Origin of the sequence: Micromonospora sp. NPDC005203, from assembly GCF_042872705.1 — a bacterium.
In the GTDB taxonomy this organism is placed as follows: Bacteria; Actinomycetota; Actinomycetes; order Mycobacteriales; family Micromonosporaceae; genus Micromonospora.
The window spans coordinates 440,401-463,439 of the sequence record NZ_JBIAKV010000003.1 but is presented as its reverse complement, the minus strand read 5'-3'; the positions used below and the strand labels follow the sequence as shown (position 1 = coordinate 463,439).

At 74.0% G+C, this 23,039-nt stretch carries 17 protein-coding genes and 1 rRNA gene; 15 read left to right on the top strand and 3 right to left on the bottom strand.

Features of this window, described 5'->3' with window-relative positions:
- Positions 1-85 (top strand): 5S ribosomal RNA (gene rrf, locus ACFYPM_RS11765); the annotation flags it as partial.
- Positions 86-175: 90 nt separating this feature from the next.
- Here rrf and ACFYPM_RS11760 read toward each other — a convergent pair.
- Positions 176-2,209 (bottom strand): hypothetical protein, encoded by a 2,034-nt coding sequence (locus ACFYPM_RS11760; protein WP_387194456.1) that lies wholly within the window; start codon positions 2,207-2,209, stop codon positions 176-178.
- Here ACFYPM_RS11760 and ACFYPM_RS11755 point away from each other — a divergent pair.
- Both ACFYPM_RS11755 and ACFYPM_RS11750 read left to right on the top strand, forming a co-directional pair.
- Positions 2,144-3,160, top strand: a complete 1,017-nt coding sequence (locus ACFYPM_RS11755) for a hypothetical protein (protein ID WP_387194428.1) — start codon at positions 2,144-2,146, stop codon at positions 3,158-3,160. The two genes, ACFYPM_RS11760 and ACFYPM_RS11755, sit on opposite strands and share 66 nt — an antisense overlap.
- Positions 3,157-4,188 carry an HAD-IIA family hydrolase gene (locus tag ACFYPM_RS11750; protein ID WP_387194425.1) on the top strand — a complete coding sequence of 344 codons (1,032 nt, stop codon included), beginning with the start codon at positions 3,157-3,159 and terminating at the stop codon, positions 4,186-4,188. The genes ACFYPM_RS11755 and ACFYPM_RS11750 overlap by 4 nt, the downstream gene beginning before the upstream one ends.
- 9 nt (positions 4,189-4,197) lie before the next feature.
- On the opposite strand, the gene ACFYPM_RS11745 is transcribed toward ACFYPM_RS11750, so the two are convergent.
- Positions 4,198-4,536, bottom strand: a complete 339-nt coding sequence (locus tag ACFYPM_RS11745; protein ID WP_088947517.1) for an SCP2 sterol-binding domain-containing protein — start codon at positions 4,534-4,536, stop codon at positions 4,198-4,200.
- A gap of 111 nt (positions 4,537-4,647) precedes the next feature.
- Between ACFYPM_RS11745 and ACFYPM_RS11740 the strand changes: the two genes are divergently transcribed.
- From ACFYPM_RS11740 to ACFYPM_RS11720, 5 genes are all read left to right on the top strand, one after another.
- A complete protein-coding gene (locus ACFYPM_RS11740; protein ID WP_387194422.1) occupies positions 4,648-5,376 on the top strand; it encodes a phasin family protein in 729 nt (242 codons plus the stop codon).
- On the top strand, positions 5,373-5,708 hold the full coding sequence (locus ACFYPM_RS11735; protein ID WP_387194419.1) for a hypothetical protein: 336 nt from the start codon (positions 5,373-5,375) through the stop codon (positions 5,706-5,708). The genes ACFYPM_RS11740 and ACFYPM_RS11735 overlap by 4 nt, the downstream gene beginning before the upstream one ends.
- A gap of 38 nt (positions 5,709-5,746) precedes the next feature.
- Positions 5,747-6,604 carry a TlyA family RNA methyltransferase gene (locus ACFYPM_RS11730; RefSeq protein WP_387194416.1) on the top strand — a complete coding sequence of 286 codons (858 nt, stop codon included), beginning with the start codon at positions 5,747-5,749 and terminating at the stop codon, positions 6,602-6,604.
- A 109-nt stretch (positions 6,605-6,713) separates the two neighbouring features.
- On the top strand, positions 6,714-7,598 hold the full coding sequence (locus ACFYPM_RS11725; RefSeq protein WP_387194412.1) for an NAD kinase: 885 nt from the start codon (positions 6,714-6,716) through the stop codon (positions 7,596-7,598).
- Between the two features lie 158 nt (positions 7,599-7,756).
- Positions 7,757-11,479, top strand: coding sequence for a S8 family serine peptidase (locus ACFYPM_RS11720; protein ID WP_387194409.1), 3,723 nt, complete (start codon positions 7,757-7,759; stop codon positions 11,477-11,479).
- 77 nt (positions 11,480-11,556) lie between these two features.
- On the opposite strand, the gene ACFYPM_RS11715 is transcribed toward ACFYPM_RS11720, so the two are convergent.
- Positions 11,557-12,576 carry a helix-turn-helix domain-containing protein gene (locus ACFYPM_RS11715; RefSeq protein WP_387194406.1) on the bottom strand — a complete coding sequence of 340 codons (1,020 nt, stop codon included), beginning with the start codon at positions 12,574-12,576 and terminating at the stop codon, positions 11,557-11,559.
- A gap of 89 nt (positions 12,577-12,665) precedes the next feature.
- Here ACFYPM_RS11715 and recN point away from each other — a divergent pair, with 89 nt between their 5' ends.
- From recN to ACFYPM_RS11680, 7 genes are all read left to right on the top strand, one after another.
- Positions 12,666-14,423 (top strand): DNA repair protein RecN, encoded by a 1,758-nt coding sequence (gene recN / locus ACFYPM_RS11710; RefSeq protein ID WP_387194454.1) that lies wholly within the window; start codon positions 12,666-12,668, stop codon positions 14,421-14,423.
- A gap of 119 nt (positions 14,424-14,542) precedes the next feature.
- Positions 14,543-15,721, top strand: coding sequence for a putative cytokinetic ring protein SteA (gene steA / locus ACFYPM_RS11705; RefSeq protein ID WP_387194403.1), 1,179 nt, complete (start codon positions 14,543-14,545; stop codon positions 15,719-15,721).
- 27 nt (positions 15,722-15,748) lie between these two features.
- Positions 15,749-16,693 (top strand): copper transporter, encoded by a 945-nt coding sequence (locus ACFYPM_RS11700; RefSeq protein WP_387194399.1) that lies wholly within the window; start codon positions 15,749-15,751, stop codon positions 16,691-16,693.
- Between the two features lie 67 nt (positions 16,694-16,760).
- Positions 16,761-17,627, top strand: coding sequence for a hypothetical protein (locus ACFYPM_RS11695; RefSeq protein WP_387194396.1), 867 nt, complete (start codon positions 16,761-16,763; stop codon positions 17,625-17,627).
- A gap of 1 nt (position 17,628) precedes the next feature.
- Positions 17,629-19,308 (top strand): murein biosynthesis integral membrane protein MurJ, encoded by a 1,680-nt coding sequence (gene murJ, locus ACFYPM_RS11690; protein WP_387194393.1) that lies wholly within the window; start codon positions 17,629-17,631, stop codon positions 19,306-19,308.
- Positions 19,305-20,474: a glycosyltransferase family 4 protein gene (locus ACFYPM_RS11685; RefSeq protein WP_387194390.1), complete on the top strand. Its 1,170-nt coding sequence runs from the start codon at positions 19,305-19,307 to the stop codon at positions 20,472-20,474. The genes murJ and ACFYPM_RS11685 overlap by 4 nt, the downstream gene beginning before the upstream one ends.
- Positions 20,474-22,921 (top strand): hypothetical protein, encoded by a 2,448-nt coding sequence (locus ACFYPM_RS11680; protein ID WP_387194387.1) that lies wholly within the window; start codon positions 20,474-20,476, stop codon positions 22,919-22,921. Before ACFYPM_RS11685 ends, ACFYPM_RS11680 begins: the two co-directional genes overlap by 1 nt.
- Positions 22,922-23,039 lie beyond the last annotated feature (118 nt).

Sequence of the window (23,039 nt, the reverse complement as noted above, 5' to 3'; positions counted from 1 at the left end):
TTACATTCCGAACCCGGAAGCTAAGCCCTCCAGCGCCGATGGTACTGCACTCGTGAGGGTGTGGGAGAGTAGGACGCCGCCGGACAATCTTCCAGTCGAGGGGCGCCCCATCCGGGTCGGCCCTCGACTGCGTAGCGCCATTGGTGGCGCAATCAGGAAGGATGTACCTGTGAGTTCAGGACCGCAGGGCGGAGACCGTCCCCGTCGCTACGAAGACCGTACTGACGGTGCGGGCGGACGCGACCGCGGCCCGCGCCGCGATGACCAAGGCCGGCCCCCGTACCGGGGAGACCGCGACAGCGCTCGCGGCGGCTATGCCGGCGGCCGTGACGCTGGTTCCCGTGGCGGTGACCGGGACAGTTCGCGTTCCAGCGCTCCCCGTGAGGGTGGTTACCGGGGTGGCGACCGGGACGGTTCGCGCTCGGGTGCCCCGCGTGAGGGTGGTTTCCGCGGCGGTGACCGCGACGGTTCGCGCTCGGGCGCTCCGCGTGAGGGTGGTTACCGGGGTGGCGACCGCGACGGTTCGCGCTCCGGTGCCCCGCGTGAGGGTGGTTTCCGCGGCGGCGACCGCGACGGTTCGCGCTCGGGCGCTCCGCGTGAAGGTGGTTTCCGCGGTGGCGACCGCCGCGAGGGCGGTTACCGCGGCGGTGACCGGGACAGCTCGCGCTCCAGCGCCCCGCGCGAAGGTGGCTTCCGCGGCGGTGACCGCGACGGTGGATTGCGCGGCGGTGACCGCCGCGAAGGTGGTTTCCGTGGTGGCGACCGGGACGGTTCGCGTTCCAGCGCCCCGCGTGAGGGTGGTTTCCGGGGCGGCGACCGCGACGGTGGTTTCCGCGGCGGCGACCGCCGTGAGGGCGGCTATCAGGGTGGCGATCGCACCCGTTCCGGCCCCTCCCGTGAGGGTGGTTTCCGGGGCGGCGACCGCGACGGTTCGCGCTCGAGCGCCCCTCGTGAGGGTGGTTTCCGCGGGGGTGACCGTCGTGAGGGCGGCTTCCGTGGTGGTGACCGGGACGGTTCGCGTTCCAGCGCTCCGCGCGAAGGTGGCTTCCGCGGCGGTGACCGGGACGGTTCGCGCTCCAGCGCTCCGCGCGAAGGTGGTTTCCGTGGTGGTGACCGGGACGGTTCGCGTTCCAGCGCTCCGCGTGAGGGTGGTTTCCGCGGCGGCGACCGCGATGGTGGCTTCCGCGGCGGTGACCGTCGTGAGGGTGGTTTCCGTGGTGGTGACCGGGACGGTTCGCGTTCCAGCGCCCCGCGTGAGGGTGGTTTCCGTGGCGGTGACCGCGATGGTGGCTTCCGCGGCGGCGACCGCCGTGAGGGCGGCTTCCGTGGTGGTGACCGCGACGGTGGTTTCCGCGGCGGTGACCGCCGTGAGGGCGGCTTCCGTGGTGGTGACCGCGACGGTTCCCGGCCGAGTGGCCCGCGTGATGGCGGCGCGCCTCGTGAGGGTGGTTTCCGCGGCGGTGACCGTCGTGAGGGTGGTTTCCGTGGTGGTGACCGTGATGGTTCGCGCTCGAGCGCTCCGCGTGAGGGTGGCTTCCGGGGTGGCGACCGTGAGGGTGGCTTCCGGGGTGGCGACCGTGAGGGTGGTTTCCGCGGCGGTGACCGTCGTGAGGGTGGTTTCCGTGGTGGTGACCGCGATGGTTCGCGCTCCAGCGCCCCGCGTGAGGGTGGCTTCCGGGGCGGCGACCGGGCCGGTTCCCGGCCGAGTGGACCGCGTGACGGCGGCGCGCCTCGTGAGGGTGGCTTCCGCGGCGGTGACCGTGACGGCGGCTACCGGGGCGGTGACCGTCGGGAAGGCGGCGCGTCTCGCGAAGGCGGTTACCGCGGTGCTCCCCGCGAGGGTGGTTTCCGAGGTGGTGACCGGGACAGCTCTCGGCCGAGTGGGCCGCGTGACGGCGGTGGCTTCCGGGGTGGCGACCGTGAGGGTGGCTACCGGGGCGGCGACCGGGCGGGTGCTTTCCGGGCCGACGATCGGCCGCGTCGCGAGGGGGAGTTCCGCCGTGACGACAGTGCTGGCGGCTCCGACTCGTACGACGGTGGGCGTGGCTCGGCCCCGGCCCTGCCGGACGACATCGTCGCGACCGACCTCGACAAGGACGTTCGCGCTGAGCTGCTCTCGCTGAACAAGCCGGTCGCCGAGACGGTGGCCCGGCACCTGGTGGCGACGGGTCAGCTGATCGACGAGAACCCGGCCGAGGCATTGGCGCACGCGCTGGCCGCCCGGCGGCTCGCGTCGCGCATCTCCGCGGTCCGTGAGGCGGTCGGTCTGGCCGCGTACCACGCGGGGGAGTGGCAGTCGGCGATCGCCGAGCTGCGCACGTACCACCGGATGAGTGGTCTGCAGAGCCACCTGGCCGTGCTCGCGGACTGTGAGCGGGCGCTCGGCCGGCCGGAGCGGGCCATCGACCTGTTCCGTGGTGCCGACCGGGAGAAGCTGGACCAGGCCGTCGCGATCGAACTGCTCATCGTGGCCGCGGGTGCCCGCGGTGACCTCGGGCAGAAGGACGCCGCGGTCGCGATGCTCCAGGTCCCGGACCTCACCAGCGAGGCGACGGTGCCGTGGACGGCTCGGCTGCGCTACGCGTACGCCGACGCTCTGCTCGCGGTTGGTCGGCGTGAGGAGGCCCGCGAGTGGTTCTCCCGTGCCGCTGACGTCGACACCGAGGGTGAGACGGACGCCGCCGAGCGGCTGCTGGAACTCGACGGCGTGGTCATCGAGGGCGACGACGAGGACGAAGCCGCCGAGGAGATCGCCGCGGGCCCGGGCGCTCCGGGAGCGGTTCCGGCGGAACCGGACGCCGACCTGACCGGCGCGAACGACGACGACCGCGACGAAGACCGCGACGAGGACTTCGACGACGACGACGACGACGACGAAGACGACGACGAAGACGACAACGAAGACGACGACGACGACGACAACGACGATGATGAAGACGACGACGACGAGGACTTCGACGACGACGAGCGGGACGGTGCGGTCGCCCGTCCTGGCGACGACGAGGACTCCGTCGACGAGGACGAGGACCGTCACCCGGACGAGGCCGGCAACGCCGAGGCGGACACCGCTGCCGACGGCAGTGTGACGTCCGGCGACACGGTGAACGCCGACGAGACCGCCCCCACCCGGGGCGACGAGTCGGAGCCGACGCAGCGGTGAACGGGGGCGCGGGGGAGCGGCTGGTCGACGGGTACACCCTTGTCGTTTTCGACCTGGACGGGGTGATCTACCTGATCGACCGGCCGATCCCCGGCGCCGTCGAGGCGGTGGCCCGGCTGCACGACGAGGGCCGGGCGGTGGCGTACGCCACCAACAACGCGTCCCGCCGGTCCAGCGAGGTCGCCGACCTGCTGACGGGGATGGGTGTGCCGGCCCGGCCGGAGGAGGTGCTCACCTCCGCGGCGGCGTCGGCCGAGCTGCTGCGGGATCGGCTGCCCGCCGGCGCCCCGGTGCTGGTGGTTGGCGCGGAGGCCCTACGTGCGGAGTTGCGCGCCGTCGGCCTGACCCCGGTCAGCAAAGCCGATGAGAATCCGGCCGCGGTGGTGCAGGGGTACGGGCCGCAGGTCGGCTGGGCCGAACTGGCCGAGGCGTCGATCGCGGTGCGCTCCGGAGCGCTCTGGATCGCCACCAACACCGACCGGACACTGCCCAGTGGGCGAGGTCCCTTGCCCGGCAACGGGTCGCTGGTGGCGGTGCTGCGCACGGCGCTGGAACGGGATCCGGACGTGGTGGTCGGCAAGCCGGAGTCGGCGCTGTTCGAGACCGCCGCTCGGCGCGCGGGAGGTGGCCGGAGCCTCGTGGTGGGTGACCGGTTGGACACCGACATCGAGGGTGCCCGCCGTGCCGGGCTGGACAGCCTGCTCGTGCTCACCGGAGTCCACGGCGTACCGGATCTGCTGGCCGCCCCTCCGCAGCGGCGTCCCACGTACGTGGCGAATGACCTGGCGGGGCTCTTCGACCCGGCGGCTGCGGTGCGGGTCCCGGGCGCGGCGGACGCCGCTGGCTGGTCCGTGACCGACCGCGACGGCACCCTGGAGCTGGCCGGCTCAGGTCGGTCGCTGGACGCGGTGGCGGCACTCTGCGCGGTGGCTTGGTCGGCGTCGGAGCCGGCGCTGCCGAAGATCCGCCCAATCGGCCCGGACGCGACGCACGCGGTGGAGAGCCTCGGTGTGACCGCCGCTGCCTGACCGGGCTCGTCAGAGCAGTTTGCGCAGCTTCAGCAGATCGAACGGGTTGGCCTTGATCGACACTCGGCGGGAGGTCACCGCGCTTGTGACGTCCAGGTCGCCGCGGACCAGGGCGAGCAGGTCATCGCTGGACGTGCTCAGCGCGATCTTGGCCTTGGGGTCGTCGCCGTCGGTCAACTCGACAAGTCGACCGCCGGTGATCCGGCCGTGGAATGCGGTGTCCAGATCGGTGATCCGGCAGGCCAGTGTCCGGTCCAGGTCGATCCGTTCGCGCACCGTCTCGGCGTTGCGATCCAGCCGGGCAGCCAGCTCCTGCAAAGCCTGCCGGCACTCGTCCACGCTGGCCACATCTCCCCCTCGTTGATCGCCACGCCGTCCTCGGCACCGTACCGCACGGGTTCGTCCGGGGTGCCCGGTAGCGTGACACCTGCACACCCCGCCCCGTGGAAGGACTCAGGCATGCAGGACGCGTGGCGCGCCTACCTCGAGCTGGCCATGGGCCTCGCGGAGGCGCCCCGGAAGAAGGCCCAGGACGTGGCCCGTCGTCTCGTCGGCTCCGGCGGCGCGACCGCCGCGCAGCTCCAGGCCCTCGGCGAGGAGCTGGTCACCACCGGCGCCGCCAACCGGGAGGCGCTGACCAAGCTGGTCCGATTCGAGGTCGACCGGGCACTCGGCGCGGTTGGGCTGGCCACCGCCGACGAGGTGGCCGAGCTGACCCGACGGGTGCACGACCTGGAACGGCAGCTCCGCGAGGCGCGTGCCGCCGAGCCGACCACCGCACCGCTCGCCGCGTCGGCCACTGCCGCGCCGCTCGCCGCGCCGGCCACTGCCGATCCGGTTGCTGCCGCGCCGGCCGCTGCCGCACCGCTCGCCGCGCCGGCCGCTGCCGATCCGGTTGCAGGCGGCAGCACGGCGCAACCCGACCCCGCGCTGGCCGCGCGGCCCGTGAGCGGTCTCGTGCCCTCCGAGGCCTCGGCCGGTGCCCCGGTGGCCAAGAAGGCCGTCGCGAAGAAGGCCGTCGCGAAGAAGGCCGTGGCGAAGAAGGCCGTGGCGAAGAAGGCCGTGGCGAAGAAGGCTATCGCCAAGAAGCCGCCAGCGACGCTCGGCGACGCCGACGAGGCTCCCACTCCCGCGGTCATGCCGGCCAAGAAGGCCGTCCGCAAGCAGCCTCCGGACGACGCCGAATGAGCCAGCCCGGCGCACCGGTCGGCGGGTCGTTCCCGGCCCGGCCCGGCCCACCACCGAACGCGGCGTTCCCAGCCCGGCCCGGCCCACCGGGCGGCGGAGCGGCCAGGCCCGGCCCACCAGCCGGTGGCGCAGTCCGGCCCGGCCCACCCATGGGCGTCCGGCCCGGCCCGCTGCCCGACGTCGAAGACGACGAGGCGCGGCACCCGGCGGTGGACGCCGCGGTGCGGGCCATGGCCAACGCGGCGACGCTGGCCCCGGCCGACCAGATTGCCCAGTACGAGGCGGCCTACGAGACGTTGCGCGAGACCCTCGCCACCATCGACCAGACCTGAGTGGGACGACCAGGCCTGAGCAGACCGGAGAACCACCCATGGCACGTCGCAACCGGCTGGACGCCGAACTCGTCCGCCGTGGTCTGGCCCGCTCCCGGGAGCAGGCCGCCGCGTTGGTCGAGGCCGGCCGCGTCCAGTTGCGCGGGGTCGTCGCGCGCAAGGCCGCCGCGATGGTCGACCCCGCCGATCCGCTGCTGGTGACCGGCGAGGACCCGACCGAGGAGTACGTCTCCCGAGGCGGGCACAAGCTCGTGGGCGCGCTGGCCGCGTTCGGGGCCGGTGGGCTGCGCGTCGCCGGCCGGCGCTGCCTGGACGCCGGCGCGTCGACGGGTGGCTTCACCGACGTGCTGTTGCGCGCCGACGCCGCCGAGGTGGTGGCGGTGGACGTCGGCTACGGGCAGCTCGCCTGGTCACTGCGTACGGATGAGCGGGTCCGGGTGTTGGAGCGCACCAATGTCCGTACCCTCGAGCCGGACGTGATCGGCGGGCCGGTCGACCTCACGGTGGCCGACCTGTCGTTCATCTCACTGCGGCTGGTGCTGCCGGCGTTGGCCGGCTGCACCCGGGACGACGGTGACCTGGCGTTGATGGTGAAGCCGCAGTTCGAGGTGGGCAGGGACCGGGTCGGCGCCGGTGGTGTGGTGCGCGATCCGCAACTGCGCGCCGAAGCGGTGCTGGACGTGGCGGCGGCGGCGGCGCGGCTCGGTCTCGGACTGGCGGACGTGGCGGCCAGTCCGCTGCCCGGGCCGAGCGGCAACGTGGAGTTCTTCGTATGGTTGCGCCGGGGCGCGCCACCGGCCGAACCCCAGCGGGTACGGGCGGTGGTGGCGGCCGGGCCGGACGGCCCGACGGTCGGCGATGTGCCGGACGTGGCGGCGGAGGAGGTCGCAGGGTGAACGCGCGTAGCGAGGGCACCGCGACGGTCCGCGGGAGGATACGCGGCCGGGTCGGGGCGACGATGACGGTGGCGTGGCACGGTTCGGGCCGGGTCGGGCGGGTGGCCCGATGAGCAGGACCGCGCTGCTGGTGACCCACACCGGCCGACGGCGCAGCACCGAACATGCCCGGTCGGTCGCCGCCGACCTGATCTCCGCGGGTTTCGAGGTACGGGTGGTCGCCGACGAAGCCGACGACCTCGACCTGCCCGGTGTGGTGCCGGTCGCCGGTCCACAGGCCGCCGAGGGCGCCGAGATCGTCTTCGCGCTCGGTGGGGACGGCACCTTCCTGCGCGCCGCCGAGCTGGCCCGGCCGGCGAAGGCGCCGCTGCTCGGCATCAACCTCGGCAAGGTGGGTTTCCTGGCCGAGGCGGAGATCGACGACCTGGACACCGCGATCCGTGACGTGGTCGAGCGCAACTACACCGTGCACGAGCGGCTGACGCTGGACGTCACCGCCGAGTTCGACGGTGGGCCGACCATCGAGTCCTGGGCGCTCAACGAGATCAGCATCGAGAAGGGCGAGCGGGCGCAGATGCTCGAACTGCTCGTCGACGTGGACGGGCGGCCGCTGTCCCGATACGGCTGCGACGGTGTCGTCTGCGCCACGCCCACCGGCTCCACCGCGTACGCGTTCTCCGGGGGCGGCCCGGTGGTCTGGCCGGAGGTGGAGGCGCTGCTGTTGGTGCCGATCAGCGCGCACGCGCTGTTCAGCCGGCCGTTGGTCACCGCCCCGACGTCCACCTTCGTGATCACCGTCGACCCGTTCACCACCCTCGCCGTGCTGTCCTGCGACGGGCGGCGCGTCTACGACCTGCCCCCCGGCGCCCGGGTGACGGTGCGACGGGGCGCCCTGCCGGTGCGCATCGTGCGGCTGCGGGCCCGCCCGTTCACCGACCGGCTGGTCGCCAAGTTCGGCCTTCCCGTGCACGGTTGGCGCGGCAGCCGCCGGTGAGCGTGACGTACACCGTCGGTGGACGGCAGTTGTCCACCTGACGACATGTCGCCGCTGCGGCGGCTGGCGACTAGTGACCTGGTGACAGGCTCCGTCGCAGACTCCGATCGGCCCTCATCCACGGATGGCGGGCCTTACGGAGTAGAGGAGCACATCGCATGCACTGGTCCCCCCGCTGGCTGGCCGTCGGCGCGGTCGGCGCGTTGGTGGTCGGCCTCGCCACACCGGCGTCCGCCGACCCGCCCGTCCGGCCCACCGGCCCGAACCCGGGCACGCCCACCTCGGGCGCGGCACCCGTTCGCGTCACCCTGATCACCGGCGACCAGGTCGAGCTCGCGCCGGCGGCGCCGGGCCGGGTCGCCGCCACCGTCCGCCCGGGACCCGGGCGTGAGCGGGTCATCTTCCAGACCCTGGAGGTCGACGGCCGGCTGCGGGTCCTGCCCAGCGACGTCCTGCCCTACGTTTCCAGCGGGATCATCGACGCCAGGCTCTTCGAGGTGCGGGAGTTGGCAGCCGACGGTTACGGCGACGCCGAGCAGGGCGCGTTGCCGCTGATCGTGCGCTACCAGGAGCAGGCCGCGGGGCGGGTCAGGCCGCTCGCCGGTGCCACCGACGCCCGGCGGTTGGAGAGCATCAACGGCGCAGCGTTGCGGGTGGGCAAGAGCGACCTCGCTGGGCTGTGGACCAGGCTCGCCGGCACGCCCGGGCAGCGTGTCGCCGCCGGGACGCCGGCCACGCTCGGCGCCGGCATCGCGCGGATCTGGCTGGACGGGAAGGTCCGCCCGACGCTGGAGCACAGCGTGCCGCAGATCGGTGCCCCGACGGCCTGGGCAGCGGGGCGCGACGGTGCCGGCGTGACGGTGGCGGTGCTCGACACCGGTGTCGACGCCACCCACCCCGACCTGGCCGATCGGATCGCCGAGGCGCGGGACTTCTCCAACAGCGGCAGCCCCCGCGACGGGCACGGCCACGGCACCCATGTGGCGTCCACCATCGCCGGCAGCGGCGCGGCGTCCGCCGGGCTGCGCAAGGGCGTGGCGCCCGGCGCGAAGCTGCTGATCGGCAAGGTGCTCGACGACGGTGGCTCCGGCTACGACTCGTCCATCATCGCCGGCATGGAGTGGGCCGCCCACTCCGGCGCGAAGGTCGTCAGCATGAGCCTCGGCGGCGACCCGACCGACGGCACCGACCCGATGAGCCAGGCCGTCAACGACCTGACCGCCGAGACCGGCGCGCTGTTCGTGGTCGCCGCGGGCAACGCGGGTGCGGCGCGTACCGTCGGCTCGCCGGGCGCGGCCGCCGCGGCGCTCACCGTCGGCGCGGTGGACCGGGACGACAACCTGGCCGAGTTCTCCAGCCGCGGTCCGCGGCTCGGCGACAACGGCCTGAAGCCGGACATCACCGCCCCGGGCGTCGGGATCATCGCCGCGCGGGCCGCCGGCACCACCATGGGTACGCCGGTGGGCGACGCCTACACGACCGCGAACGGCACCTCGATGGCCACCCCGCACGTGTCCGGGGCGGCCGCGATCCTCGCCCAGGAGCACCCGGACTGGAATGCCGGCAAGCTCAAGGACGCGTTGGTGAGCACCACGAAGGCCAACCCGGCGCTGACCGTCTTCGAGCAGGGTGGTGGTCGCGTCGACGTGGCCCGGGCGCTCACGCAGCAGGTGGTCGCCTCGGCCACCGCGGACTTCGGCCGGATCTCCACCGGCGGTGCGGCGGTCGAGCGGACCGTGACGTACACCAACGGCACGACGGTCGCGCGGACCCTGCGGCTGGCCGTGGACCTGCGCAACCTGGACAGCGGTGCGGCCGAGACCGACGGGGTCGCCGCGGCCTCCGGTGAGGTGACCGTGCCGGCGGGCGGCAGCGTGGCCGTGCCGCTGCTCGCCGACCCGGCGAAGCTGGCCCGCGGTCCGCACGGTGGCTGGCTGGTGGCGACCGGTACGGACGGCGTCGCCGTGCGGACCCCGGTCGGGCTGACTGTCAGCGGCCCGATGCACCAGGTGACCGTGAAGGTGTTGGACCGGCAGGGTCGGCTGACCGTGTCGCCGGGGTTGACTCTCTTCGGTGAGCAGCCCGAGTCGGACTTCTGGGGCTGGTGGCCGGGCGAGGGCACCCTGCAGGTCGAGGAGGGCGCGTACCTGCTGACCGCGATGGTCGAGCACGGCGCCCCGTTGGACGAGCAACTGACCGAGGTCGTCGAGCCGGAGCTGACCGTCGACCGGGACCTGACCGTGGTGCTCGACGCCCGCAAGGGCACGCCGGTGCGGATCGAGACGCCGAAGCCGAGCGAGCAGCAGGCGACGCTCAGCTACTACGTGCACCGGGTGATGGGCAACGGCCGGCAGGTGGACCACGGTGCGATGTCGTACAGCACTGTTCAGCAGGTCAACGTCACGCCGACGCGCCAGGTGCGCCGGGGTGAGTTCGAGTTCGCCTCGCGCTGGCAGCTCGTCGCCCCGATGGTGGATGCGACGATCAGCGGGGTGTCCGGTCCGCTGGACATCAACCTGATGGGTACGTCACCGGCGCCGAGCGGCCGGCGGAAGCTGGCGCTGGTGTGGGCCGGCACGGGGACTCCCGCTGAGCTGACCCGGGTGCGGGGCGCCGCCGCGCTGCTCGCCACCGACCCGAACCGCTCCGAGGACGAGCAGATCGCCGCCGCGGCGGCTGCCGGTGCCGCGGCGGTGCTTGTCGTTCGCCCGGCGGATTTCTCCGCGTGGACGGTGTGGCGCCCGATCGGGGACCGACTGCCGATCCCGTCGATGGCGGTCGCCTACGACGACGGGCAGCGGCTCATCGCGGCGGCCAGGAAGGGCCGGGCGACGCTGGACCTGACGCTGACCGTGGACAGCCCCTACCTGTACGACGTGTGGCAGGTGTCGAAGGGCCGGGTGCCGGAGCGGATCGTGCACACCGTGACCGCGAAGAACACCGCCGAGGTGAGCGCGAGCTACGGCGACACGGGGGCGGGTTGGGCCACTGAACAGCGCTTTGGCTGGCGCCCGTGGCAGGAGTACTCCTGGAACGACGACCAGCGCATGGTCCGCAACGGCACCACCCGGCAGGAGTTCGTCAGCGCCGGGGAGAACTGGTGGCAGCACCGGGTGCAGCACAAGCTGACGTTCATGCAGTGGGGGCAACTGGCCGGCGGCCTGAACCAGGAGCCCCGGCGCTACGGCGCCGACGATCGGGAGACCGAAGCCTGGCACGCGCCGGTGGTCCGCCCGGCCGTACCGGCCAGCGGGGTGCCGGTTCCCACCCGGACCGGGGACACCCTGGCTCTGCGGGTGCCCGAGTTCGTCGACGCCGACGGGCACTACAGCGTGGCCGGCGGGAGTGAGGAGTCGGACACCGTCGAGGCGCGGGTCAGCCGGGACGGGCAGCAGATCGCCGACCTGTCCGGTGGGTGGGCCGCGGTGCCCACCACGGCGGGTCGGGCCCGCTACCGGCTGGACCTGACCACGAAGCGGTCCTCGGACGAGTGGCGCTACGCCACCCGGACCGACACGGCCTGGGAGTTCACCTCGGCGCGACCGACGGGCGACGCCGCCACGCCGTTGTCGCTGTTGCAGGTGGACTACCGGGTGCCGGCCGACCTGCAGGGCACGGTCCGCGGCGACCGGCCGCACCAACTCGGGCTGACCCTGCGCCAGCCCGCCGGGGTGCCCGCGCCGACCGGCGCCAGCGTCCGCGTGCAGGTCTCCTTCGACGGGGGCGTCACCTGGCGCACCGCGCCGACGAAGGGGTCGGGCACCCGCTACATCGCGACCGTGCCGGCGGGGCGTGGCACGGTGTCGCTGCGGGTGCGCGCCGCCGACCGGGCCGGGAACACCGTCGAGCAGACGGTGCTTGCGGCGTACGGGTTGCGCTGACGCGCACCGGGCGGGGCGGCGGGGGCCGTCCCGCCCGGGGTGGGGTCCGCCGTCGCTCGACGGCGGACCCCACCGCGTCAGAGCCAGCCGCGTCGGGCGACCTGGAACGCCAGCCCGGGCCGGGTGTCCACCCCGGCGGCGGCCATCAGGTCGGCGACGCGCCGCTGCACGGTCCGCCGGCTCACCCCGAGCTGGGAGGCGATGGACTTGTCCGGTACGCCCGCCACGAACAGCGACAGCAGCCGCGCCTCGTCGGCGTCGGGCTGATAACCGTCGCCCGGTTGGTCCGGTGGATCCGGGCGGCGGTCGGCGGTTGTCGGGTCGGCGAGGGGATCGTCGAGGCGTAACCGGGTGGCCACCCGCCAGTGGCTCTCGAAGAGGGCGAGCAGCGCGTCGAGCAGTTGACTGCGGCCGATCACGGCGGCGCTCGGCTCGCCGCCGTCGCGGTCGGGCACCAACGGGCAGATGGCGATGCGGGCGTCCACGATGGCCAGTCTGACCGGTAGTCGGTCCAGGACCCGGGCCTGTTCCCCGGCGGCGACGCCCTTGGCCAGGTCGGCCAACGCGCCCGGTGCCAGCAGCAGGTCACGCTCGTAGATGGCCCGGTAGCTCACCCCGCGGGCCAGCGCGTCGAACTGCTCGACGTTCTCCGGTCCGGCCATCGCCAGGGGGTTGGCGCGGCAGAACCAGAGGACCTCGGTGCGTGCCGCATTCTGCAGATCGCGCAGACGGTCGCGGAGCACCCGGGCGCCGGCGATCACCTCGACGAGGTGGTCGACGTGCTGCCGGCGCAGCCCGGAGCGGTACTCCTCGGCCAGTTGGGTGACCCGTCGGCGGGCCGCCTCCAGGTCCTCCTGGCGGCGCAGGAGCGTCCCGCCGAGGGCGACGTCCGGGGCGGTCGGGCGCAGCGACGCGTCCGGGTCGTTGTCGGTGGGCTGCACCAGGCCCTTGGCGCGCAGCGCCTCGACCTGGGCGACGACCTCGTCGCGGGGTCGGTTCAGCCGGCGCGCCAACTCGTCGATGCGGGCCGTGGTGAGCTGGAGCAGGCAGCGGTAGAGCTCCTCCTCAGCCGTGGTCAGGCCGATCACATCCAACACGGGGCAGAACTGTACGGCGGCCGGGTGTCGGCCGCACCCGGGCCCGTCGGCTGGTCAACTGTCGGGCCTCGCGTCTACTGTCGGTGGCTGTGCTGGAAGAGCTGCGCATCACCGGACTGGGCGTCATCGAGGACACCACGCTGCCGTTGACCGGCGGCATGAACGTCATCACCGGCGAGACCGGTGCGGGCAAGACGATGGTGGTGACCGGCCTCGGCCTGCTCTTCGGAGGTCGGGCCGACGCCGGGCGGGTCCGCGCCCAACCCGGCCGGGCGGTGGTCGAGGGGCGGTTGCGTCTGAGCGGTCGGGTCGCCGACGCTGTGCACGCGCGGATCACCGAGGCCGGTGGCGAGCCCGACGAGGACGGCTCGGTGCTGCTGAGCCGCACGGTCACGGTGGAGGGGCGCTCGCGCGCCCACGTCGGCGGCCGGAGCATGCCGGTGTCGATGCTCGGTGAGGTCGGCGAGCAGGCCGTGGCCGTGCACGGCCAGTCCGACCAGCTGCGGCTGCTGCGTCCCGCCGAGCAGCGCGCCGCACTGGACCGCTTCGCCGGCCCCGCGCACGAGAAGCTGCTCGACGCGCTGCGGGAGGCGTACACCGGGTGGCGGCGGGTGGTCGACGACCTGGCCGACCGGCGGCGCAACGCCCGCGAGCGCAACCAGGAGGCCGACCTGCTGCGGCTCGGTCTCGACGAGATCACCCGGGTCGATCCGCAGCCCGGTGAGGACGACGAGCTGAAGACCGAGGCGCAGCGGCTGGAGCACGCCGAGGGGCTGCGGACCGCCGCGCAGATCGCCCAGCAGTGCGTGGCGGGCGGCGCGGAGGCCGCCGACGAGGCACCCGACGCGGCGGTGCTGCTCGGCACCGCCCGACGGACGTTGGAGGCACAGTCGGGCACCGACCCGGCGTTGGGTGAGCTGGCGGCCCGCCTGGAGGAGGCGGCCACGCTCGTCACCGACGTGTCGGCGGAGCTGTCGGCGTACCTGGCGACGCTCGACGCGGACCCGGCCCGGTTGCAGCACGTCTACGAGCGGCGGGCGGCGCTGCGGGCGCTGACCCGCAAGTACGCCGACGACGTCGACGGGGTGATCGCCTGGGCCGACCGGGCCCGCACCCGACTGTCCGACCTGGACATGTCCGACGACCTGCTCGACGAGTTGGAGCGCGACGGTCAGCGGCTCGCCGTGGAGGTGGCCGACCTGGCCGGGCGGGTGTCGGCGTCCCGGCAGGAGGCGGCGATCCGGTTCGCCGACCAGGTCACCGTCGAGCTGGCCGGGTTGGCCATGCCACACGCGCGGATCGAGGTGGCGGTGCTGCCCCGCCCGGCTGGCCGCGCCGAGCCGACGCTGTCGGTCAACGGCGTGGAGGTGGCTGTCGCGCCGGACGGCGGTGACGAGGTGGAGCTGCGGTTGCTGGCCCACCCGGGTGCACCGTCGTTGCCGTTGCAGCGGGGCGCCTCCGGCGGTGAGCTGTCCCGGGTGATGCTCGCCATCGAGGTGGTCTTCGCCGGCTCGGGTGGCCCGCCCACGTTGGTCTTCGACGAGGTAGACGCGGGCGTCGGCGGTCAGGCGGCGGTGGAGATCGGTCGCCGGCTGGCCCGGCTGGCCCGCAGCCACCAGGTGCTCGTCGTCACACACCTGCCGCAGGTGGCCGCGTTCGCCGACCGGCATCTGGTGGTGGCGAAGGACACCGGCGGCGCGGTGACGACCAGCGGGGTGCGGGTCGTGGAGGACACCGAGCGGGCCCGGGAGTTGGCCCGGATGCTTGCGGGTTTGCCCGATTCTGATCTGGGTATCGCTCACGCCGAGGAGCTCTTGGCCGTGGCCGCCAAGGAAAGGCGGCTGTGACGCCGCGTATTGTGAGCGCAAGCACACCGGCTCGTGCCGTCGTGTGCTTCCCTGGGTAGGCGGCCCTGCTCAGGCATGTCGCGACAGAAAAGCCTGCCTCACATGCCAGGATGGTCACGATGCGTCTACCCACGTTGCGCCGGAATCGGAACTCCGAACCGGGCAGAGTCCTCGGCACCGCGCGCCTTGATCGCCGGACCAAACGCCTGGTCGGTCGACTGCGCCCTGGTGACATCGCGATCATCGACCACGTCGACCTGGATCGGGTGGCGGCCGATTCGTTGGTCGCGGTCGGGGTCGGCGCGGTGCTCAACGCCAAGCCCTCGGTCTCCGGCCGCTACCCGAACCTCGGCCCGGAGGTGCTCGTCGCCGCCGGCATTCCGCTCCTCGACGACCTCGGGGAGGGCGTCTTCGAGCAGATCCGCGAGGGCGATCAGGTGCGCATCGAGGGCAACACGGTCTTCGCCGGCGACGAGCCGGTGGCCCACGGCAGCCTGCAGGACACCGAGTCGGTCGCCAAGGCGATGGCCGATGCCCGGGAGGGCCTGTCGGTGCAGTTGGAGGCGTTCGCCGCCAACACGATGGACTACCTCCGTCAGGAACGCGATCTGCTGCTCGACGGTGTGGGTGTGCCGGACATCGAGACGCAGATGCAGGGGCGGCACTGCCTCATCGTGGTGCGCGGCTACGACTACAAGGCCGACCTGGACGTGCTGCGCCCGTACATCCGGGAGTTCAAGCCGGTGCTCATCGGCGTCGACGGCGGGGCCGACGCCCTGGTCGAGGCCGGGTACACCCCGGACGTGATCATTGGGGACATGGATTCGGTCACCGACGACGTGCTGCGCTGCGGCGCCGAGGTGATCGTGCACGCGTACCCGGACGGGCGGGCGCCCGGTCTGCCCCGGGTCAACGGTCTCGGCGTCCCGGCGATCACCTTCCCGGCCGCCGCGACCAGCGAGGACCTGGCCATGCTGCTCGCCGACGAGAAGGGCGCCTCGCTGCTGGTCGCGGTCGGCACCCACGCCACGCTCGTCGAGTTTCTCGACAAGGGCCGCGGTGGGATGGCCTCCACCTTCCTGACCCGGCTGAAGGTTGGTGGCAAGCTGGTCGACGCCAAGGGTGTGAGCCGGCTCTACCGGCAGAGCATCTCCGGCTCCTCGCTGCTGTTGCTGGTGCTGTCGGCGATCGCGGCGATGGCGTCCGCGGTGGCTGTCTCGACCGTCGGGAAGGCGTACCTGGGCGTGGTCGCCGAGTGGTGGGACAATTTCGTGTTCCAGCTGTACCGGCTCTTCTAGTTCCCGACCGATCAAGAGGCTGCAAGCGTGATCAACTTTCGCTACCACGTGGTGTCCCTCACCGCGGTGTTCCTGGCTCTGGCGATCGGCCTGGTGGTCGGCACGGCCGCCCTCAACGGCCCGGTCGCCGACTCGCTCAAGGAGCAGGTCACCGGGCTGCGCAAGGACAACCAGCAGTTGCGTCAGCAGGTCAACAGCATGGAGAAGCAGCTCGGGCTGGAAGAGGAGTTCGCCGAGGACATCTCCCAGGTCTTCCTGCCCAGCACCCTCACCGGGCGCCGGGTCGTGGTGCTCAGCCTGCCCAACGGGCGCGACCACACCGAGGGTGTGCTCAAGAAGCTCCAGCTCGCCGGGGCCACCATCACCGGCCGGGTCGATCTGCAGGACAAGCTCGTCAACCCGGACAACAACTCCAACCTGTTGGAGTTGGCCGTCACCGCGGCCCGCCCGACCGCGCAGACCACCGGCCTGCCGGGCAACGGGCACGGTGTGGAGACCTCCAGCGCGCTGCTGGCCAGCGTCCTGCTGGACCGGGCCCAGGGCGTCGCGCCGGTCAGCGACGCCGACCGGCGGGCGGTGCTCGCCGCGTACAACAACGCCGGCTACCTGACCACCGACAACAACAAGGTCACCGGCTCGGCGGAGGCGGTCGTCGTGGTCAGCGGGCAGCCGTACGTCGACAAGGACTCCGACAAGCGGGACGAGTCGGTCGTCAAGATCGCCGAGCAGTTCGACCGGACCGGTTCGATCGTGGTGGCCGGCAACGGCTCCGCCGGTGGCAACCTGGTGTCCGTGGTCCGCGGTGACCCGGTGCTCTCCCAGACCATCTCCACCGTCGACAACGCCAACACCGTGCAGGGCCAACTGGTCACCAGCCTCGCCCTGGTGCAGCAGCTCACCGAGAAGAAGGCCGGCCAGTACGGCGTCGGCGACAACGCCGCCTCCGGCCTGTTGCCTAGACTGCCCCAGTGAGCGAACGACGTACCCCCGTGTCCGCAACCGACGCTTCTGCGAGCCTGCGGCCCCGCGGGGTGGCGGCGTGAGCGCGCTGGGCCGGCTGCTGATCGCCGGTGCCGGTGCCGCGGCGGCCCGGTACGCGCTGCGCGAGGTGCGCACCTCCCCGGCCGGACCGGCGCTGGAGCGCACCAACTTCCGCGGCCGCACGCTGACCCTGGCCGCCGGCCCGGCGCTCGCCGCCGGGGCGAGCGCCGCCGGCGCGTTCGGTGCCACCAGCGGCGCCTCCGGTGCGGCCGCCCTGGTCGCCGGCCTCGGTGCCGGTGGCGTCGGCCTGTACGACGACGTGGTCGGCGCGCGGCCGGAGCAGAAGGCGGCCAAGGGCTTCGCCGGTCACCTCGCCGCGTTGCGCGCGGGACGGATCACCGCGGGCCTGGTCAAGGTCGCCGGAGTGGGTGCCGCCGGGCTGGGCGCCGCCGCGCTGCTCGCCGCCGACCCCCGCGTCGCCGCGCACCCCCGCCGGCAGCGTCACGGCGCGTTCCGCCGCAGCGTCGACGTGCTGCTCGGCGCCGGCGTGATCGCCGGCACGGCCAACCTGCTCAACCTGCTCGACCTGCGGCCGGGTCGCGCCCTCAAGTCCGGGTTGCTGCTCGCCGCGCCGCTGACCGGCGGCCCACACGGCGGGATCACCGCCGGTGCGGCCGGCGCCGCCGCCGGCCTGCTCCGCGACGACCTGGCCGAGGACGTGATGCTCGGCGACAGCGGCGCGAACGCGCTCGGGGCGCTGCTCGGCGTCGCGCTCGCCGCCCGCAGCGGCCCGCTCGGCCGCGCCGGTCTGCTCGCGCTGCTCGCCGGTCTCACCGCCACCAGCGAGAAGGTCAGCTTCACCGCGGTGATCCAGCGGACCCCGGGGCTGCGGGAGCTCGACGCTCTGGGCCGGCGCGCCGACTGACGTGACCAGACCGGCACCCCTCGCCGGCGCCGGCCGGTTGGCCGGGGCAGCCGCGCTCATCGCCGTCCTCACCGTGGCCAGCCGGCTCGCCGGCTTCGGCCGCACCGCCGTGTTCACCTGGGTGGTCGAGCAGAGCGACCTCGGCGGCATGTACGTCATCGCGAACACGGTGCCGAACATCGTCTTCGAGATCGTCGCTGGCGGGGCGTTGGCCAGCCTGGTCGTGCCACTGCTGGCCGGGGCGGTCGCGGCGGACGACCGGCGGACGGTGGCGGCGACCACCGGCGCCCTGCTCACCTGGACGGTGAGCCTGCTGGTTCCCCTCGCTGCGCTCGTCGTCCTGTTCGCCGACCCGATCATCTCGCTGATCAGTGAGGGGCGGTCGGCGTCGGAACTCGCCGCTGGTGCGCGGATGTTGCGCGTCTTCGCCCCGCAGTTGCCGCTCTACGGGATCGGCATCGTGCTCACCGGCGTACTCCAGGCACACCGACGCTTCGCCTGGCCCGTCATCGCTCCGCTGCTGTCCAGCCTCACCGTGGTCGTCGTCTACGTGGCCTTCGGCACCGCTCAAGGGCGGGGCGTGTCCGTGGCCCAGGTCGGCCGCAGCGGCGAACTGCTCCTCTCCGGCGGCACCACCCTCGGCGTGGTCGTGCTGTCGCTCTCGCTGCTGATCCCGCTGCGGCGGTTGCGGCTACGGCCCCGGTTCGGGTACGCCTTCACCGCCGACGCACGGGCGCGGATCGGCGGACTCGCCACGGCCGGCGCGGTGACGGTGGCCGCACAGCAGATCGCGCTCCTGGTGGTCCTGAACCGGGTTTCCGGGGGCCCAACCGGCTCCCCACAGGTGTTCAACCTGGCCCAGGCGATCTACCTGCTGCCGTGGGCGGTCCTCGCCGTGCCGTTGGCGGTGGCGTCCTATCCCACGCTGGCCACCGCCAGCGCCGCCGGTGACGAGGACGGCTATCGACGGACCCTCTCCGGCGCGGTGCGGGGCGTGCTGCTCTTCAGCTGCCTCGGCGTCGCGGCGTTGATCGGTACCGCGCAGCCGATCGCCGCCCTCTTCTACCCGGGTAATCCGGTGTCCACCGCTGCGGCCATCAGCGGGTTCGCGCCGGGTCTGCTCGGCTACGGCTTGTTCGCGGTGCTCTCCCGAGCGCTGTACGCGCGCGGCGACACCCGGTCGGCGACGGTGGCGATCACCCTCGGCTGGCTGGTGGTCCCGGCCGTGGCGCTGCCGTTGACGGCGTTGCTGCCGCTGCGCGACCGGGTGCTCGCGGTGACGTCCGCGAACTCGGTGGGGATGCTGGTCCTCGGGGCGCTGCTGCTCCTGGCTGTGGCGCGCAGCGCCGGCCGTCCGGCGCTGGCCGGCGCGGCCCGTGCCGGGGCGGCCGGTGGCCTCGCTGGTGTGCTCGCCGCGCTCGCCGGGCTGGGCCTCACCCGCTGGCTCGACACACCGGGCGGCGGCACCCCGACGACGGCGGCGGCACTCGGTCAGGGCATGCTGTCCGGGGTTCTGGTCGGGGCGGTGTTCCTCGCTGTGGTCTGGTTCGTCGACCGGCGAGACGTGCAGCCGCTGCTCGCCGGGGTGCTGCGGCGTCTGGGTCGGCGGGGGCCACGGGGCGGTGGGCCGACGCCGGTCTCCCCGCAGCGGGGCGACGGGAAGGAGACGGCAGCGCGATGACTGAGCCACCTCAGCCCCCCGGATGGTCGGGCAGCGTCGCGTTGGTGCTCGCGTCCAGCACCGGCGGGGTCGGACAGCACGTCCGTTCGGTGGCCCGTGGTCTCGTCGCCGGCGGCGCGACCGTCCTGGTCTGCGGGCCGGCCGCCACCCAGGAGCAGTTCGACTTCACCGCTGTGGGTGCGCGGTTCGAGCCGGTGGAGATCCCGGCCAGCCCGACTCCGGCCGACGCCCGTGCGGTGCTGGCCCTGCGGCGGGTGCTCGCCGCCGCCGGTGTCGACGCGGTCCACGCGCACGGACTGCGGGCCGGGCTGGTCGCCGTGCTGGCCCGTCCCGCCGCCCCGCTGATCGTGACCTGGCACAACGCGGTGCTCTCCGGCGGACTGCGGGGTGGGATGTCCCGCCTCGCGGAACGAGTGGTGGCCCGCAGCGCACGGGTGGCGTTGGGCGCCTCGACGGATCTGGTGCGCCGGGCCGCCGCGCTGGGCGCCACCGATGCCCGACTCGCCCCGGTCGCCGCGCCGACGCTTCCCGCGCCGCGCCGACGCCCGGCGGCGGTACGGGCCGAGTTCGGCGTACGGCCGGACCAGCCGTTGATCGTCTCGGTGGGCCGGCTGCACCCGCAGAAGCGCTACGACGTGCTGATCGACGCGGCTGCCCGCTGGCGGACGCGTACCCCACCGCCGGTCGTGGTGATCGCGGGCAGTGGGCCGGCGTATCTGCCGCTGGCCGCGCGGACCTCCGCGGCCCGCGCGCCGGTGACCCTGCTGGGGCACCGCACCGACGTGGCCGACCTGCTCGCCGGCGCCGACCTCGCGGTGGTGACAAGCGACTGGGAGGCCCGGCAGCTGTTCGCCCAGGAGGCGCTGCGCGCCGGGGTACCCCTTGTCGCCACCGCGGTCGGCGGCCTGCCGGAGCTGGTCGGCGACGCCGCCACGCTGGTTCCCCCCGGCGACGTGGACGCGGTCGACGCGGCGGTGCGTGCGCTGCTGGACGACCCGGCCGCGCGGGCCGAGTTGGGCCGGCGGGGCGCGCAACGGGCGGCGACGTGGCCAACCGAGACGGACACCGTCGCCACGCTGGCCGCCCTCTACGCCGAGCTGACCGGGCAACCCACTCCTCCGGCGGCCACCCCCGACTCTGACGCCCCGAGAACGGGACACCGGTGATGCTGCGCCGAATCGCCCCCGCCCTGTTGACCGTGCTCGTGGTGGCGCTCGGCGTCACCGCGCTGGCCGCCCGCCCACCACGCAGCATCCCGCAACGCACCGCCGACTTCGTGGTGCTCGCCGGGATCGCCGGGCTGCGCTGGGAGGACGTCGATCCGCAGAGCACCCCGACGCTGTGGCGGATGGCCCAGGAGGGGTCGATCGGCTCGCTGTCGGTGCGTTCCGCGCACCGACCCACCTGCCCGGTGGACGGCTGGCTGACCCTGGGCGCGGGCAGCTTCGCCGGGTGGAACGGCAGCCGGCCGCCCGACGGCTGCCCGCCGGTCGGGGTGGCCGTGGAACAACCCGACGGCATCGGCGCGAACCTGCCCGACCAGGAGAGCGTGGTGCAGTACAACCAGCAGCGCCTGTCCTGGGGTGCCATGCCCGGCTCGCTGTCGGAGTCGGTCCGCTGCTCCGTCGCCGTGGGCCCGGGTGCGGCCGTGGCGGCCGCCCGACCGTTCGGCCGCGTCGACAGGTACGCCTCGGCGCTGCCGGCCGATCCGCAGGTGCTGCTCGGCTCGTGCGTGCTGAGCATCGTCGACCTCGGCACGGTCGAGGGGACCGACCCGGCGTCGCGCGCCGGGCAGGCCCGAGCGGCGGACGCCCAGTTGGCCCGGGTGCTGGCCGCACGGCCACCGCGGTCGTTGGTGCTGGTCGCGGGGATCTCCGACACCGCCCAGCCGTCGCGGCTGCACGTGGCGGTCGCCGACGGTCCCGGCTGGGAACGGGGGTGGCTCACCTCGGCCAGCACCGGCCGCGACGGTTACCTGCAACTTGTCGACCTCGCGCCGACCGCCCTGGCCGCGCTGGGCCGACCGATGCCGGAGCGTCTCTTCCTCGGCCGGCCGGCGGTCAGCACCGGCGGTCGTCCGGCCGACCTCGCCGACGCGATAAGCGCCCCGGCGGACGCCGATCGGGAGGCGGCCGCCCAGCGCGCCGTCTCCAGCCGGTTCTTCACGCTGCTCGCCGGTGTGCAGGTGCTGCTGGCGCTGGCGATCCTGCCGCTGCTGCGCCGTGCCCGCCCGCACGCCGGGCCGACCGGCCCGACCGCCGTCTCCGGGCGGATCGTGGCGGTGGCGGAGCTGCTGCTGGTCGCCGTGGCGTTGACGGTGCCGGCGGCGCTGCTGGCCGACGCGGTGCCGTGGTGGCGGGGCGGGCACCCCGGCTGGCTGTTCGCCGGGATCACCGGGCTGCTGGTGGCCGCCGGCACCGCGGCGGTCCGGTTCGTCCCCGGGTACGCGGCCACCCTCGGCCCCCTCGGCGCGGTGGCCGGCCTCACCACACTCGTCGTCGGGCTGGACGTGCTCACCGGCGCCAGCCTCCAGCTCAACGGCGTGGTCGGCTACTCCGCGTTGCAGGGTGGCCGCTACGCCGGGCTGAGCACCGTGGGGCTGGGCGTCTTCCTCGCCGGGGCGTTGCTCGCCGGGGGCTGGTTCGCCCAGCGACTGCACCGCAGTTGGCGGCCTGCGGTGATGGTGGCCGTGGGTGGCCTCGCCGTGGTGGTGGTGGGCAGCCCGTTCCTGGGTGCCGACCCGGTCGGCGCGATCGCGCTCACCGCCGGGGTGAGCGTCGCCGCCGTGATCAGCGCCGGCGGCTGGTTGACGGTCAGCCGGCTGGCCTGGGCCGCCATGGCCGCCCTGGCGGTCGGCATCGGGTTCGCCGTGGTGGACCTGCGGCGTTCGGCGGCCGAGCGGGGCAGCCTGGGCCGGTTCCTCTCCGCGCTCTTCGACGGCACCGGCGGGTTCGCCGTGCACCGGTCCAGCACGGAGAATTTCGAGACGTTGGTCAACAGCCCGCTGACCGTGCTGGCGTTGGTGGGTGGGTTGCTGGTGTGGTTCGCCCTGTTGCAGCCGTGGGGTGGGCTGATGCGGTTGTTCGGCATCTACCCGGCGGTGCGGGCCGCGATGGCCGGCACCGTGGTCGCCGCCGTGCTCGGTGGTGTGCTCGACGGCGCGGCACTCGACGTGCTGGGCGCTGCCGCCGCGCTGGTGGTGCCGATGGCCGCCCTGGCGTCGTTGCGGGTCCTCGGCCATGCCGCCGACCGGACCCGCCCGCTGCCGGGTCGCTCCCGCGCGGACGGCGCCGACGACCCGGGTTCCGGCGGGGTCGGTCCGGTCGGTGGGGACGACGGCCCGACCCGGGGTGGGGGGCCGCTGGGCGCGGTCCACCCCCGTCCGATCAGCGGACCGCCCGCGGGCGCACCGCAGGCGGTCGCGCCGCCGCCGACACGGGACGGCCCTGCGGCCGACGCCGACGAGCCCTCGGCCGACGCCGAGGACGCCTCGGTCGACTCGGACGAGCCGTTGGGGCCGACCCGGGGTGGGACGGCTCCGGAGGCCGCCTCGACGGTGCCCGTACCGCCCCGACAGGTCAGCCGGCCAGCGACGGAGGTTGCCGCGCCCTGAGCGCCCGGACGACCCGGTGGTGTCGCAGCCGGGGTGCGGCCTGCGGGTACCCGCCCGGGAGGTGTTACCGTCGAATCCCGTGGATCGCGTGATCACTTTTGCTGATCAAGCACGGCGG